13 protein-coding genes and 1 pseudogene are annotated in these 16,040 nt (G+C 43.1%); 4 read left to right on the forward strand and 10 right to left on the reverse strand.

Features of this window, described 5'->3' with window-relative positions; genetic code table 11:
- Positions 1-158: 158 nt before the first annotated feature.
- A pseudogene (locus tag DK428_RS04010) lies at positions 159-836 on the forward strand (ATP-binding protein); the annotation flags it as partial.
- Positions 837-883: 47 nt separating this feature from the next.
- On the opposite strand, the gene DK428_RS04015 reads toward DK428_RS04010, so the two are convergent.
- Positions 884-1,789 carry a divergent polysaccharide deacetylase family protein gene (locus DK428_RS04015; RefSeq protein WP_239493794.1) on the reverse strand — a complete coding sequence of 302 codons (906 nt, stop codon included), beginning with the start codon at positions 1,787-1,789 and terminating at the stop codon, positions 884-886.
- Positions 1,786-3,084, reverse strand: a complete 1,299-nt coding sequence (envC, locus tag DK428_RS04020) for a murein hydrolase activator EnvC (protein WP_239493795.1) — start codon at positions 3,082-3,084, stop codon at positions 1,786-1,788. The genes DK428_RS04015 and envC overlap by 4 nt, the downstream gene beginning before the upstream one ends.
- A gap of 192 nt (positions 3,085-3,276) precedes the next feature.
- On the opposite strand from envC, the gene DK428_RS04025 reads away from it, so the two are divergent.
- Positions 3,277-4,140, forward strand: a complete 864-nt coding sequence (locus DK428_RS04025) for a DUF808 domain-containing protein (RefSeq protein ID WP_109065004.1) — start codon at positions 3,277-3,279, stop codon at positions 4,138-4,140.
- A 130-nt stretch (positions 4,141-4,270) separates the two neighbouring features.
- Here DK428_RS04025 and DK428_RS04030 read toward each other — a convergent pair whose 3' ends face one another.
- Positions 4,271-5,929, reverse strand: coding sequence for a phospho-sugar mutase (locus DK428_RS04030; RefSeq protein WP_109065003.1), 1,659 nt, complete (start codon positions 5,927-5,929; stop codon positions 4,271-4,273).
- A 296-nt stretch (positions 5,930-6,225) separates the two neighbouring features.
- Here DK428_RS04030 and DK428_RS04035 point away from each other — a divergent pair, with 296 nt between their 5' ends.
- Positions 6,226-6,909 carry a 2,3-diphosphoglycerate-dependent phosphoglycerate mutase gene (locus tag DK428_RS04035; RefSeq protein ID WP_109065002.1) on the forward strand — a complete coding sequence of 228 codons (684 nt, stop codon included), beginning with the start codon at positions 6,226-6,228 and terminating at the stop codon, positions 6,907-6,909.
- Positions 6,910-6,981: 72 nt separating this feature from the next.
- Here the strand turns inward: DK428_RS04035 and DK428_RS04040 are convergent, their stop codons facing one another.
- From DK428_RS04040 to hslV, 6 genes are all read right to left on the reverse strand, one after another.
- Entirely contained in the window at positions 6,982-7,476 is a 495-nt protein-coding gene (locus tag DK428_RS04040) for a YfbU family protein (RefSeq protein ID WP_109065001.1), read from the reverse strand.
- 13 nt (positions 7,477-7,489) lie between these two features.
- Positions 7,490-8,233, reverse strand: a complete 744-nt coding sequence (locus DK428_RS04045) for an MlaA family lipoprotein (protein WP_109083517.1) — start codon at positions 8,231-8,233, stop codon at positions 7,490-7,492.
- A gap of 131 nt (positions 8,234-8,364) precedes the next feature.
- Positions 8,365-9,930, reverse strand: a complete 1,566-nt coding sequence (gene nikA / locus DK428_RS04050) for a nickel ABC transporter substrate-binding protein (protein ID WP_109065000.1) — start codon at positions 9,928-9,930, stop codon at positions 8,365-8,367.
- 345 nt (positions 9,931-10,275) lie between these two features.
- Positions 10,276-11,607 (reverse strand): HslU--HslV peptidase ATPase subunit, encoded by a 1,332-nt coding sequence (gene hslU, locus DK428_RS04055; protein WP_109064999.1) that lies wholly within the window; start codon positions 11,605-11,607, stop codon positions 10,276-10,278.
- 18 nt (positions 11,608-11,625) lie between these two features.
- Complete coding sequence (locus DK428_RS04060; protein ID WP_109064998.1) at positions 11,626-11,943, reverse strand: DMT family transporter; 318 nt, start codon at positions 11,941-11,943, stop codon at positions 11,626-11,628.
- A complete protein-coding gene (gene hslV / locus DK428_RS04065; RefSeq protein WP_100296120.1) occupies positions 11,943-12,467 on the reverse strand; it encodes an ATP-dependent protease subunit HslV in 525 nt (174 codons plus the stop codon). Before hslV ends, DK428_RS04060 begins: the two co-directional genes overlap by 1 nt.
- A 219-nt stretch (positions 12,468-12,686) precedes the next feature.
- Here hslV and aphA point away from each other — a divergent pair, with 219 nt between their 5' ends.
- Positions 12,687-13,394: an acid phosphatase AphA gene (gene aphA, locus DK428_RS04070; protein WP_109064997.1), complete on the forward strand. Its 708-nt coding sequence runs from the start codon at positions 12,687-12,689 to the stop codon at positions 13,392-13,394.
- Between the two features lie 81 nt (positions 13,395-13,475).
- On the opposite strand, the gene DK428_RS04075 is transcribed toward aphA, so the two are convergent.
- Complete coding sequence (locus DK428_RS04075) at positions 13,476-15,911, reverse strand: TonB-dependent hemoglobin/transferrin/lactoferrin family receptor (RefSeq protein ID WP_109064996.1); 2,436 nt, start codon at positions 15,909-15,911, stop codon at positions 13,476-13,478.
- Positions 15,912-16,040 lie beyond the last annotated feature (129 nt).

The raw sequence follows: 16,040 nt of genomic DNA on the forward strand, positions 1-16,040 counted from the left end.
AATTTGACCTTTATTGGTATCTTTTAATATATTTTGACAGCTATTTATAGCTTTTATGTCATTAAATAGTATCTTCTAAGGGTAAAAAAATAGGCTAAAGCCTTATTCTATCGTTCTAAGTTTTGCCGATTATGCCACTTATTTGTAACTTTGACAGCGGCACAATTCCAAAACCCGGCGAAATTTCTCTCGCACATAATGGTGTGCTTTTTTTAGACGAACTGCCTGAATTTGAACGTAAGGTGCTGGATGCTTTACGCCAACCGTTAGAAAGTGGCGAAATCATTATTTCGCGTGCCAATGCCAAAATTCAGTTTCCGGCAAGGTTTCAGCTTATTGCGGCGATGAACCCAAGCCCAACGGGGCATTATCAAGGGACACACAATCGTACGTCGCCGCAACAAATCATGCGGTATTTAAATCGTCTCTCCGGCCCATTTCTGGATCGTTTTGATTTATCCATTGAAGTGCCTTTGTTGCCACAAGGCAGTTTGCAAAATAATACGGAGCGTGGCGAACCTAGCGCAATCGTCCGTGAAAAAGTGTTAAAAACCCGCAACATCCAATTAGAACGTGCAGGCAAAATAAACGCCCATTTAACCGGTAAAGAAATTGAACGGGATTGTAAACTGGAAAGCAAAGACGCATTATTTCTCGAAAATGCCCTGACCAAACTAGGGCTTTCCGTACGCGCATATCACCGCATACTTAAAGTCTCCCGCACCATCGCGGATTTGGAGGAGGAGCCGCAAATCACCCAACGACATTTAGCGGAAGCATTGGGATATCGGGCAATGGATCGATTGTTGCAGAGGTTATCGAAAGAATCCGGTTAAATCAAAGCCAATTCACTATATAAAAATGCGGTATTATATAGCAACATTTAAGGCACGCCACGTAGCGATGGCACATTTTCATAAGGTGGCGCCGAGGTTGGGGCGGGTGTGGCGCTAAAGAGGAAAATAAACGGTTTCGGCGGTACCACTTTTTCATTCCGCCAAAGACTGCCCATAGAAACCAACTGCACATCTGACGGCAAATTGGCAATGCCGGCCTGCAACACTGCAATGGTATTTTTACGCGGATGACCAATAGCAATGGCAGTACCATGTTTTTGGGCATACTGCACAGCAGCCTGAAATTGGCGTTGAACATCGGCAAAAGCATCGCTATCGTCTAAAAATATGTGCCGATCTAACGCGCGTACGCCCTGCTCTTTTGCCATTTTCCCCGCTACGCTACGCCCAATGGTACGGCTATCGAGAAAAAATAAATGATGTTCACGAAGTGCGGTCATTAATTTCGTCATTAATGGCACATCAGCGGTGGCGGCACTCCCCATGTGATTGTTCATCCCAATGGCATTAGATACGATATGTTTGGCCGTTTGTACGCGTTGATTCACTTCATCTTGCGTCATGCCTAAATGTAGCCCGCCACCTTCAATCTTGGTTTTAGACAGGGTTTCCATAGGCATGTGGATCAGAATATCGCGTCCTTGTTGATGTGCCTGTTGGTTGCGCGCTTTAGCGTGTGGTGCGGCGGGAATAATCGCCACGGAAACCGCTTGAGGTAACGCGAGAATTTGTGCATCTTCCTTGGGGTGATAGCCTAAATCATCAATAACAATGGCAAGTTTGGCAGAATACACCGAAGGCGACAGCAAAAGTGCGGTCAAAAAAAATAACGTTTTTTCAACGTTGGCTTTGCCAACGACCCTTTTCAGGGTGAATAAGCGAACGAGTGAGCTTATGAATAAAAAAAACAACGTTTTTCTTGTCACGTTCATCGTAACCAACCTACCGGATTCACCGCCACGCCTTTACGACGAATTTCAAAATACAACCCGCTTTTGGATTGTCCTCCGCTGTTACCAACTTCACCGATTTTCTGCCCGGCTTTCACTAGTTGACCTTCTTTCACTGCAACGGATTGGTTATAACCATATAAACTTAAATCATTTTCGCCATGTTTGACGATCACCATCAAACCATAGCCTTGTAACCAGTTAGCGAGAATCACCCGCCCATCGGCAATGGCTTTGACCGACGTACCGCTTCCGGCAGCAATCACAATTCCCTTCCAGCGCAATTCGCCCATTTGTGTAGAACCAAAACTATTCACAATTTTTCCGCTCACCGGAAAGGCATATTGTTTAGCCGGTTTGCCTAAGCCGGACGAACTGCTTAACAACTGACGCTCCTGTGCAGTGGGCTGATAAGGTTTCTGCGTTTTGGTTTCTTCCGCCTGTTTTTTCTGCGCCAAGGCGTCCCGCTCACGTTGTTCCTGTTGACGTGCCGCTTGCTCTGCCCGTTGAATTTCCTGACGAAGGGCATTTTCATTGGCTTTCAGCGCTTCTAATTTACTTTCGTCACGGCTTAAACTTTGATTCAGCTGATTCAAGGTGGATTGACGCTCCTTCTGCACCTTTTGCAACTCTTGCTGCTGCTTCTTCTGATCGGCAAGTTGTGTCTGTTGTTCTTTATGTTGTTCGGCAATCACATCTTTTTGTTTTGCCAACTGCGTTTGTGTATTCTGCAAATCCTCAATGAGTTTCATGCGCGCTTGATTCAAATGGGCATAATACGCTTTCATGCGATCGGCGTTTTGCCCTTTCTCCGACAACATTCGCTGCGCAACCGAAGCATTCGCGCCGGAACGATACGCCGAATCTAACTGCTTCGCCAGTTTCGCTTTTTGTTCTTTTTCCTGTTTTTGTAACTGTTTGATTTGCTTATCGGTATCGCTAATGCTTTTGCGAATTTCTTTCAAATCAGATTCCGTTTGACGTAATTTGCCAATCACATTGTTAATCTGATTTTCTTGATTTTTAAGTGTGGATTGCAACTTTTGCTGCTCGGCTTTTTGACCCGCAATTTTTTGTTCTTGTTGTTTAATTTGCTGATGAATTTTCGATAAGTCATCGCCTTGAGCGGCAAAAGAAAAGGAGGTAAAAAGGAAAAGTGCGGTCAAAATTGAACATGTTTTTTTCAATTGAATAAAACTGCGACTTACGGCACGAATATTTTTCGCCCCGCCGATAAGAGATTGCTCATGCTTAATTTTACTCAATTGTTGCCACATAACCTACTTATTCCCTTTAATAAAACGCGCTAAATATACCATTAATTGCCGGCAGACCTAAGCAAATATTCACAACTCAAAAACTCAACGAAAACCCACCGCACTTTCCTGCCTAAAATTCCCGTTGACGGATGCTCAGCATCATCCCACAATACACGCTTATTTTGATTATTTTTAACACAAGGAAAGAAAATGGCTTTTAGCTCCTTATTTACTTTATTAGACGATATTGCCTCATTGTTGGATGATGTCTCGGTGATGACCAAAGTCGCCGCCAAAAAGACTGTCGGCGTCGTAGGCGATGATTTGGCATTGAACGCCAACCAAGTCACCGGCGCTACCGCAGAACGGGAATTGCCTATTGTGTGGGCGGTAACTAAAGGCTCATTAGTCAACAAAATCATTTTAATCCCGATAGCGCTTTTGTTATCCGCCTTTCTGCCCGCGTTAATTGTCCCACTATTAATGATCGGTGGGGCATATTTATGTTTCGAAGGTGTGGAAAAAATTCTGCACAAATTCTTTTTTGCTCACCACGACGACCCCCATGAAGACAACAAACCTTTTGATGAAAAAGCCAAAATTAAAGGTGCCATTCGTACCGATTTCATTCTTTCTGCCGAAATCATTATTATTGCTTTAGGCGAACTTTCCGACGCGGACATCCTCACACAAATTATCTCGCTTATCATTATCGGGCTAGGCATTACCCTTGTGGTTTATGGCATTGTGGCCTTAATCGTGAAAGCAGATGATTTCGGTGTATTTCTTATAAAAAAAGGCGGCGTAGCCGAAACGATAGGCAAAGGCATTTTATTTATCATGCCTAAATTTATGCGTTCCCTAAGTTTTATCGGCACCGTTGCCATGTTCCTTGTAGGTGGCGGGATTTTTGTACATAACGTTGAAACATTGCATCATTTGCTGGCAGATTACCAAATCGCTGAAGGTGGGTTGGGAATACTATCCACAATTGCCGTTGGTATAACCGTGGGGGCGCTATGCTGTTTGGTTGTATTACCAATGATTAAGTTATTTGAAAAGAAAACCGCTTAATTACGCGATAAAAACAATGATTTCTCTGCAAAATATTGAATTGTTTTATATGGTTTGATATTTCTAGGCTGTAGTACAAAAAAACGGTAGGCAATTCACCTACCGTTTTTTATTTCACGGAATTAATCTATTAACAATCCTGTTTCCCATAAGCCTCTTGACGAAGAAGGGAACGGACGGCGCTGTCAAAATTAGCCAAGACTTGTTCTGCATCTTTAGCATCAGTACCGCGGGAATCAAGGTAGAACTTGATTTTCGGTTCGGTACCGGATGGACGGGCAATAAGACGGCTACCGTTTTCTAAAATAAAGACGAGAATGTCATTTTGGCGTTCGGTTTTGGTGTGGTCAATAAATTGTGCCACGTTGAAACCGCCGATTTCGCTTGGTGGGTCGTTACGAAGTGCGGTCATTAATTTGCCGATTTCAGCAAGATCGCTAACGCGGATAGAAATTTGTCCGCTTACATAAGCGCCGAATTCTTTCGTGAATTCATCAGCGTAATCAGCCAATGTTTTGCCTTGTTTTTTCAAGTTACGGACCAAATCCAAGAACACGATGGCAGCGGAAATACCGTCTTTGTCGCGCACTTTGTCCGGGTCAACCAAATAACCCAAGGCTTCTTCAAAGCCGAATAACAAGCCTTGCACTTTACCAATATATTTGAAGCCGGTTAAGGTTTCTTCAGACTCAAATCCATAACGTTTGGCAATTTCCGCCAAGGCCGGAGAAGACACTAAAGAGCAGGCTAATACTCCTTTTTTACCTTGTGCTTGATATTGTTTGGCTAAATACCAACCCAAGAAACAACCAACTACGTTGCCGTGTAATGATTTCCAATTGCCTTGTGCATCAGGCACGGCAACCGCTAAACGGTCGGCATCCGGGTCATTGGCAATGATGAATTCGGCATTCTTTTCTTTTGCCACTTGAATTGCCAAATCTAATGCGCCTTTTTCCTCCGGATTCGGGAAGTTCACGGTTGGGAAGGTGCCGTCCGGCCAAACTTGCTCAGCTACGATATGCGGTTGTGGCAAACCTGCTTTGGTTAACGTTTTGCTTAATACTTCATAGCCCACGCCGTGCATGGCAGTATAAACGTAGTTAATGTCAGTTTGCGGCTCTTTGGCGAGTGAAGCTGTTTTTGCAATGTAAGCATCAACGATGGTGTCGTCCAATACGGTGTAATCTTGGCTACGCGGTAGGTTGTTAATGCTGCCGGCGGCCACCTTGTCGATTAATGCGGCAATGTCTTTATCCGCAGGGGAAACGATTTGTCCGCCACCGTTGGCTTTGCCTAAATAGACTTTATAACCGTTATCTTCCGGCGGGTTATGGCTGGCGGTAACCATGACACCTGCCGTGGTGTCAAAATATTGAATGGCATAAGCCAATACCGGAGTCGGCAGTTTGCGAGGCAATAAATAGGCTTTAATACCGGCACCTGCCATGATTTCAGCGGTGTCGCGAGCGAAAATATCGGAATTTTTACGACCGTCGTAACCAATCACAATAGAAGGTTGTTTGTCATAATCTTTTAAATAATCAGCCAAACCACCCGCCGCTTGTGCGACCAACACGCGATTCATGCCCATGGAGCCCGCTTGCAGAGGACCACGTAAACCGGCGGTACCGAATTGCAAACGTCCGTCAAAACGCGCAGCAAGTTCGGCTTCAGCTTTTGCATCTCCACCTTTCGCCGCCGTTAAAAGTGCGGTCAATTCTGCGTGTGTTTCGGCATCCGGATCTTGGTTTAACCAATTTTGTGCAATATCAAAAAGTGTTGTCATCATGTCCTCCTTCTAGAAAATAAAACACCAAAAACTCTGCCTAGCCTATCTAAAAAACACTAAAATTAAAATGTTTATTTCAGATTAATTTGCAACAATTTGATCTATTTCATAGTTCTCTCAAAGGCAATCGATTGCCCGTAAAAACCGTCCATTGCCAAACAATGACAAATATCAATCGAATTAGCCATTTTTAAGCCCAAGTGCGGTGGAAATTAAAAGAGTTTTCCCTTTCAAAAAAAACGTTTTTTTGCTATAAATGACGTAGTTTTTTAATCAATCTTAGGAGATCTATCATGGAATTAGTTTTTATTCGTCACGGCTTCAGTGAATGGAATGCAAAAAACTTATTTACCGGTTGGCGTGATGTAAATTTAACCGAACGCGGTGTGGAAGAAGCGAAAGCGGCAGGCAAAAAATTATTGGATGCCGGCTTTGAATTCGACATTGCTTTCACTTCCGTTTTAACCCGCGCGATCAAAACCTGTAACATCGTATTGGAAGAATCCCACCAACTATGGATTCCGCAAGTGAAAAACTGGCGTTTGAACGAACGTCACTACGGTGAATTACAAGGCTTAGACAAAAAAGCCACCGCCGAAAAATACGGTGATGAGCAAGTTCATATTTGGCGCCGTTCTTATGACACCTTACCACCATTATTAGATCCGAAAGACCCGAATTCCGCCCACAATGACCGCCGTTACGCACACTTGCCGGATGATGTGATTCCGGATGGCGAAAACTTAAAAGTGACCTTAGAACGTGTACTTCCGTTCTGGGAAGACCAAATCGCACCGGCATTATTAAGCGGAAAACATGTTTTAGTGGTCGCGCACGGTAACTCTCTACGTGCCTTGGCAAAACACATTGAAGGCATTTCCGATGCAGATATCATGGATTTAGAAATCCCAACCGGTCAGCCGTTGGTTTACAAATTAGACGACAACCTAAAAGTAGTTGAGAAATTCTATTTGTAATCGTTACCCATTCACTATAAAAAAACACCGCACTTTGAAACCGAAAGTGCGGTGATTTTTTTTAACGTTTTCTTAAGCGTTCAGGATATTTTGAATTTCTGCCATACTTAAATGATATTCATGTGGGCAGGCTTTCCAGGCTTCCAACATACGGGAATATTTATCCCACATTGGGGTTTGGGAATCACAACCGTGTTCGCACCGCATGAATTCTTGATATTGTCCCTCCACGCCGGTGATAAAGCGAAGATAGCTAAGGAATTTTTTCTCACGCACGGCGCAATAACCCACAAACTGTAAGCGATGCTCGCTTAAGTCGGATTTATCGGCCAAATTGTTGTAAGAAATTTGCAACGCTTTGTACATTTCCAATGTGTTTAAGACGGTGCGGCACTCTTCTTCCGAAATGGCGGAAAATTCTTTATCCAGTTCGCGCAATTCTAATGCAAAGCCACCTTTAACGATGGTTTCCAAACGTTGATATTTAGCCGCATTATCCGGGTCCAATAACCCCATTAATTTGTATTGGTTGGCTAAAATTAAACGTTGTGTGGATGACATTTCCATAATCTATCTCCTGTTAATCAATTTGATTGAGTATATCGTCTGATAACGCCGGATCCGCTTTTTTCTGTTTATTGCCGTTAATGCGTTGTTCCAAGTTTTGGAAATAGGCTTCGCGGAAGGTGACATACGGATCTTGTGCCTGATCAAGCAGTGCTTCTTTGTCCATTAATTTGGCGCGAGTGTCGATGCCTTGCAAGCCGGATTTTAAGAAACCCCAAGGGCCTAACAGGGAAAGCATCGGATAGGTGGTGTCGGCTAAATTGCCAATGTCCTGACGCGGCGTAGCGGCGCCGTATAACGGAAGCATCACATAAGGTCCGGTACCAACGCCATAGCTGCCCAATGTATCGCCGAAACGATTATCACCCTGTTTTTTCAACGGATCGCTATAACTTGCCACATCAATTAAACCACCCAAACCGAAGATGGTATTAATCCAAAAGCGGTTAAAGTGAACTAAGGCCAGTTTAAATTCGCCTTGCACCAAACGGTTGGCAAAACTGGCGGGTTCGTCCAAATTGTCCGCCACATTAATGACCCCGGTACGTACCGGGCTTGGCACGTATTCTTTCCAACCTTTGGCCAACGGTTTCAATATGTAAGGATCAGCAACCTTATAGTTGAAATCCCACATTTTACGGTTAAACCCTTCCAAGGCGTCTTTGCGCTCACCGGTTTCCGGATCGATGGTTGACGAACAACCGGTTAACACCACGGAACCCAACAATAATGCGGCTAATAGTTTCTGTGTCTGCATAATTACACTCAAGCTGATGAAAGATGAGGCCATTTTAAACAACTTAACCTCTAACTACAAAAATTTTCTAAAAACCGACCGCACTTAACCAAGGTTTAGCATAGTCGGCGTAAAGAACAGGACTTTTCTCATTATTTTGACGAGAAAGACATCCGCTCAAAAGGAATCTCATATTGTGATTGATTAAACCCGACCCCCTTTAATTCATTGGAAAACACCGCTTTGGTACGGGCATAAGTCAACGGAATATACACTGCCTGCTCCGCCAAGGTTTTCCACAAATTTACATAGAGTTTTTTACGTAAGGTTTCATCAGGCGTCACCAATAATTCACCGATAATCAAATTGATTTCCGGTTTATTTTTCAGACCTTTTTGAGCTTGATAATCTGCATGCGTCGGAACACGGAAAGACGAAACATAAGATGCAGGCTCATAAGGCTTGCCCCAAGAAAGTGCATACTGCAAGTCAAAATCCCCGCTCTTCTGGCGATCCGAATAGGCCTGTTTTTCTTCGCCTAAAATACGCAATTCTATGCCGATCTCTTTCAAATCCGCCTGCAACTGGTCGGCAATTTCTTTTTCTCCCGCATTGTGAATATTATAAGAAAGCAACAAAGACAACGGTTTACCTTGTTTTTCCCGAATGGCTTTGCCGGCAGTTAATTTCCAACCGGCAAGGTCTAACAATTGACGGGCTTTTGCCACATCATAATCATATACCTTCACTTCCACATCACTATAAGGCACATTTTTTGCCATCAGGGTTGGGGCGACGCTTTCCGAATTGGCAAATATGCCTTGCGCAATACTTTGTTTATTCACCGCCGATTGCAATGCCTCACGCACTGCCAATTCACCGGTAATTTCACGTCCGCTGTTCAATACAATGGAACGGGTAGCGGTAGGTTCGCTCAATAAAGTAGAAACGGTTTTGGACGATTTTAATTTATCAAAAGCATCCATATTTACCATATCGCCATCGGCGCCGAAAATCAGTTGAATATCGCCTTTTTGTAAAGCTAACAACATCGCCTGACGATCCGGAATCACATTCCATACCACAGCATTTAGCTGCGGCTTTTTGCCCCAATAATGTGGATTAACCTTGAAACGGGCATATTGATTAGGTTTATGCTCCGCCAATACCCACGGGCCGGTGCCCGCATAATTCCGTACGCCGTCTTTGGTTTTACCGGCAATGAAAGCGCGTGGAGAAATAAAACGGAACGGACGGGTGAAACTGAGTTCGGTTAGTGTCGGGTAATAGGCATTTTTCAATTTTAGTTCAATCGTGTAATCATCAATCACGCGTACACTGTCAATTTGTTGCACCAACTCAAGCCAACCATGGCGGGTATAATTGTCCAACACCGCATCAATATTCAGTTTTACCGCCTGCGCGTTAAAGGCTTCGCCATCGCTGAAAGTCACATCTTTGCGCAACTTAAAAATGTAGGTTTTACCATCGGGGGAAATACTCCAACTCTCCGCCAAATAAGGCTGCGGACCAAACTCGGTATTTAACACCAACGGCTCAAACACCATATTTTGTGCCGCCATTTCTCCGCCGTACAAGTGTGGGTTAATGTCACGAATATCTTTCGTGCTGGCATAGTCCAACTCGTTATTTTGCATATTCGCCCAAGCGGGACACGCGGTCAAAAGTGCGGTCAAAAAATAAAGTGTTTTTTTCATAAATTTCTCCTGTACGCGCAACGCTTATTTGTGTGCCACCAACATAAACATAGGGGTGGAGTAATAATTGATTTTTTCTTTATCGTTCCAGCATCGTTCGCCGAGCAGACAAACCGACTCACACAAGGTTTGCCCATCCTGTTGTCATGCTTGTTGCGATATATTCTATGTTGCCTCAATAGCCGTCACCTGATACAAGGCAAAGGCATAATAGCAAAAAACCCGGTCCCGTGCCGAATCTAAGACCTTGAGTTTCTCTAGATGGTTCGGCGCACGAGATAAAATTACCTCTTTGGATAAACAAAAGGGCACGACATTTGTCGTACCCTAAATAAAACCGGAAGATTAAAGAATAAAGCGACTCAAATCTTCATTTTCAACCACATCGCCTAACGCTTCGCTTACATAAGCGGCATCAATATTAACGGTTTGTCCGTCCATGTCGCTGGCGTTGAAGGAGATTTTATCCATTAAACGCTCCATCACCGTATGTAAACGACGGGCGCCGATGTTTTCGGTTTTTTCGTTTACACGAAATGCCGCTTCGGCGATTTTCTTAATAGCGTCTTGAGTGAAGTCAATATTCACACCTTCCGTTGCCATTAAGGCTTTGTATTGCTCAGTCAAAGAGGCGTTCGGCTCGGTTAGAATACGCTCGAAATCTTCAGCCGTCAGTGCAGACAATTCTACACGAATCGGCAAACGACCTTGTAATTCCGGGATTAAATCTGATGGGCGAGCCACTTGGAACGCACCGGAAGCGATAAACAAAATGTGATCGGTTTTGACCATACCGTGTTTGGTGTTAACGGTTGAACCTTCCACCAACGGTAATAAGTCGCGTTGCACGCCCTCACGGGAGACATCCGCGCCGCTGTATTCACCTTTTTTACAAATTTTGTCGATTTCGTCGATAAACACAATGCCGTTTTGTTCCACGGCATCAATGGCTTTTTGTTTCAACTCTTCCGGGTTAACCAATTTCGCCGCTTCATCGTCAATTAAGGTTTTCAACGCCTCTTTGATTTTCATTTTGCGTTTTTTGGTTTGTCCGCTAGACAGATTTTGGAACATGGATTGCAACTGACTGGTCATGTCCTCCATGCCCGGAGGTGCCATAATTTCCACCCCCATAGACACGCCGGCGACATCGATTTCCACTTCTTTATCATCTAGCTGGCCTTCACGCAATTTCTTACGGAAAATTTGGCGTGTGTTGCTTTGACTATCACGGTTTTCCACTTCGCCCCATTGGTTTTTCGCCGCAGGCAATAAGGCATCTAAAATTCGCTCTTCTGCCGCTTCTTCCGCTTTGGCGCGATTTTTCACGATTTCACGTTGACGCACCAATTTCATGGCACTGTCGGTTAAATCACGAATAATGGAATCCACTTCTTTGCCCACATAGCCCACCTCGGTAAATTTGGTAGCTTCCACTTTAATGAACGGCGCATTGGCTAATTTTGCCAAACGGCGGGCAATTTCGGTTTTCCCTACACCGGTCGGACCAATCATGAGAATATTTTTCGGGGTCACTTCATGGCGCATCGGCTCTTGCAATTGCATTCTGCGCCAACGGTTTCTCAGGGCAATCGCCACTGCACGTTTGGCCTCGCTTTGACCGATAATATATTGATCTAATTCAGAAACTATTTCACGAGGAGTCATTTCAGACATAATTTTTCCTTATTATAACTAGGCTGCCATTTTTAAGACGACAACGCCACTAACAATTAATAATGCACCCATGACCCGCCAAAAGGTAAGCGGATCTTGATAGAACAGCACTCCGACAATAAAGGCTCCCGCCGCACCAATCCCTGTCCATACACCATAAGCGGTCCCTATCGGGATAGTACGTTGCGCCAACCACAATAATACACCGCTACCGAACATAAATATCACGGCAATCACAATACCGGAAATTCGAGTCTCCGGGCTATCTGCCATTTTCAACCCAATCGGCCAACCAATTTCCAGCAAACCGGCAAGAATCAAGCAAAGCCAAGCCATTAGGGTAATTCTTCAATGGTGAAATTGGTATTCGTAAATACACAAATATCACCGGCAATTTTGAGAGATTTTTCCACAATTTCACGCGCCGACAACTCGGTGTTTTCCACTAACGCACGGGCAGCAGATAAAGCGTAGTTGCCGCCGGAACCGATAGCAAGAATTTGATCTTCTTCCGGTTGTACCACATCACCGATACCGGTAATGATCAGGCTTTCTTTTTCATCCGCCACAATTAACATCGCTTCCAATTTACGCAACGCACGGTCGGTGCGCCAATCTTTCGCCAATTCCACCGCACTTTTCAGCAAATGCCCTTGGTGCATTTCCAATTTACGTTCAAATAACTCAAATAACGTAAAGGCATCCGCCGTGCCGCCCGCAAAACCTGCCAACACTTTGCCGTTATACAAACGACGCACTTTGCGCGCGTTACCTTTCATCACCGTATTGCCAAGGGAAACCTGCCCGTCACCGCCGACAACCACCTTGCCGTTGCGACGTACACTTACAATCGTAGTCATAATGCTATCCTTTAAAAATGGAAAATGTGGAGGTTATATTGAGGTAATTTAGTGGGAATTCAAGGGGAAAAATAATATTGGTCATTTATTCACCAATCACATAATAAAAATGTGATCACGATCATAATTTTGTATAGCAAACGATTGCTTGAAATTGCGTAATAGAACAAAAAAGGTAGGATTGCCGCCGATATATTCACAATCTCATCAGGAGTCACAATGAAAAATCTTGTTAAACTTTCTCTTGTCGCCCTTTTAACCGCGGCAGCAATTCCCGCCATGGCGGCCAAAACCGAACCTTACACCAATCAAGGTACCAATGCCCGTGAAATGCTCGTGGAACAACCAATCCACTGGATTTCCGTTGAGCAACTGAAAAAAGAATTGGAAGGTAAAGCACCGATCAATGTAAGTTTTGATATTGACGATACCGTGCTATTCAGTAGTCCTTGTTTTTATCACGGACAACAAAAATATTCCCCAGGCAAACATGATTACTTAAAAAACCAAGATTTCTGGAATGAAGTGAATGCGGGTTGTGACCAATATTCCATTCCAAAACAAATTGCTGTGGATTTAATTAATATGCACCAAGCCCGTGGCGACCAAATTTATTTCATCACCGGACGCACTGCCGGCGATAAAGACGGCGTTACCCCGGTATTACAAAAAGCCTTTAATATTAAAGATATGCACCCGGTAGAATTCATGGGCGGGCGTGAGCTTAGCACCAAATACAACAAAACCCCGGGCATTATCAAACACAAAGTCAGCATTCACTACGGCGATAGCGATGATGATATTCTTGCCGCCAAAGAAGCAGGCATTCGCGGTATCCGCCTCATGCGCGCCGCCAACTCTACTTACCAACCGATGCCAACCCTCGGTGGTTATGACGAAGAAGTGTTAATTAACTCAAGCTATTAATTTTTAAAAACACACAAAAAATTGACCGCACTTTGAAATACTCAAAGTGCGGTCTGTTTTTATAATGAATTTCAGCTTGGGTTAGAAGCGAATTTCGATGGAGGCGGAGAAGTTTCTGCCCGGTTGATAGAAACGTTCGAGACCTGGGTAACCACCATAGGTTGAATTAGGACGAAGCCCAACAGAGTTTACCACACCACCGGTGTTATTTAGTCCACGTAAAGTATCCCAAGTGTGGTATTTACGATTAAAGATATTATAAACACCTGCGCGTAAAGTAACATTGTCTGCTACTTTATAGAAACCAAACATATCAAACACAAAAGCTTTTGCATTTAAATGTTTCCATGTATCTAATTCAGTTTCATGAGAATATTCTACACATGTAGTTTCTGTTGGGCCTGTTCCCCAATACGGCCAATAAGGATTTGGTCTAGATTCTTGTCTAAGACAGCGCTCTTCCGATGTTCTAATATATTTGGCATCTTTAGCTTTTTTAGCACCAAAGTAAGTCAAGCGGGAAAAAATTCCCCATTTACCATCAGGCTGTTCATAATCTAGCCCAATAATGGCTTTAATCGGTTGAAGCGACATTAAACTTGCGTTATTAGACATACTTCCTTTGCTGTATCCCAATGAACCAAATAATTTCCAACCATTCGGCATTGGGGTAACTTCATTTAGGTTAAGTTTACCTGTAAATTCAACGCCATAGATTTTCGCAGAATCAATATTTTGCATTTGTTGAACCGGACGCCAACGCCACATATTGCCCCAATAATTATAGTATTCCCATGTTTCTTGTTCATATAAGAAATCTTTATAACTGGAATGATGTAAATTCAAAGATAGTTCTCCCAAACGCCCTTTTCCTAATAAGTTAAGATTTTGGGTCAAACTTTTTTCCGCTTTGAGATGAGGATTGGACTTCCAAGCACCGGCAGCATTATCTCGATAATCAAAATACATCTCGGATGCATTTGGCATACGGTAACCAGTACCAATACTGTAACCTAATTTCCAATCATCATTGATTATTTTATCAATTCCCACTGTCCAGCTAATATTATGGAATTTAGCATCATCAGCTTTTTGGCAGGTTCTACACTCTAACCCACCTAAACTGCCTTGCGAATGTTTTGCCCAGTCATAACGAATACCTAAATGCGCTTTCCATTCAGGAGAAAACTCAATATTATCAAGCAATGAAAGATTGTGATGACGTGTTTTAACTGGATACATCATTGTTGAATCTTTTGAATTCACCCACTCTTTAACACCATCATTGTTATTATCTACATAAACAGAATCCTGATGCAAAATATCGAATTTTCGTTCAGAAATAGCTGTTCTAAATGAAAAAGTATGGGTACCTATACCTAAATCAATTGGTTGGCTATCTATACGAAAATTAATACGTTTAAATTTAGTGTTAAAGAAACGAAGATTATTATCGCTAGGCTCTCTTGTCTTCGCTGGACTATAACTGGTTGCAGGTTCTGCTCTATAGCCCTCATAGTTATAGGCAGCAGTTTGTGTTTTTTGATAATCTACATCAGTTTTCACTAATGCAATGATTTTTGAGTCCGGTAAATATTCATAAAAAACGTTGATGGTATCTCGTTTAGCACGGTCGTCCGCCTCTCGCCATCTGGAATATAATGTTACCGCTGAATCTTCAATAATATAATTTTTATTGCGTGAACCACTATAGGAAGCCCCAACTCGGTGGTTATCATTAAAACGATAAGCAAACTTAGCTAGGTAGCTATTATTGTGATGCGTTGAATCATCAGGAGTTTGTTTACTATAGCCGCGAGAACGAGTATAACGTGAATCTTCAGGAATAGTGTAACCACCGGCGCTTTTCATTTCATGTCCATGGCGGTTGGAATAAAGTAAAAGTGCTTCCGCTTGTTCTCCTGCATACGCCACGCCTAAAGTATTCACCCATTCGGAATTTCGAGAAGCGTAACCGGTACGATATAACGCACCAAATTTTCGACCGTTTCTTACAATATCAAAAGGTTCAAGGGTACGATAATTAACGCCACCGCCAATGTTGCCACTCCCTTGGTTGAAAGAATCACCACCTTTAGCAATATCAATAGTGCGTGCAAGCTCAGGATCGATACTTTGACGCGAAGTGTTCAAGTTACCATAACGTTTATAAAGTGAGTTTTCTTCCGAATCCGGTAATGCCACACCATCAATACTAATTCCGACACGGTTATCTTCTACACCGCGAATGGCAAAACCTTTCTGGTGACGACCTTGATCAACCACCCCAACATCTGGGCTATAACGCACAAGATCTTTATTATTTTGAATAAGTTCCTGTTGAATTACCGCAGCGGTTTTCTTTTCAGAATGATTGGCTTTGGTGGAATCATCTAATTCCGTAGAGACATTAATGGTTTCTAGGTTTTCATCGGCAAGTGCCACATTTACCGTTGATAAACCAATTGTTATCGGCAATAGACCATAGGCTGTCATTAGGAGTTTATTATTTTTCATACTTTACTTCCTTGAAGTTAAAAACTGCGCGGCAAATTATAGAAAAGAAGTAATCGAAAGAACAGATGCTTTTGAGAATAATTTGTATTTTGTGATCTAACGCAAAATATCGGGGGGAAATAAAGAGAA

It is taken from the genome of Aggregatibacter kilianii, assembly GCF_003130255.1.
Taxonomy (GTDB): Bacteria; Pseudomonadota; Gammaproteobacteria; order Enterobacterales; family Pasteurellaceae; genus Aggregatibacter; species Aggregatibacter kilianii.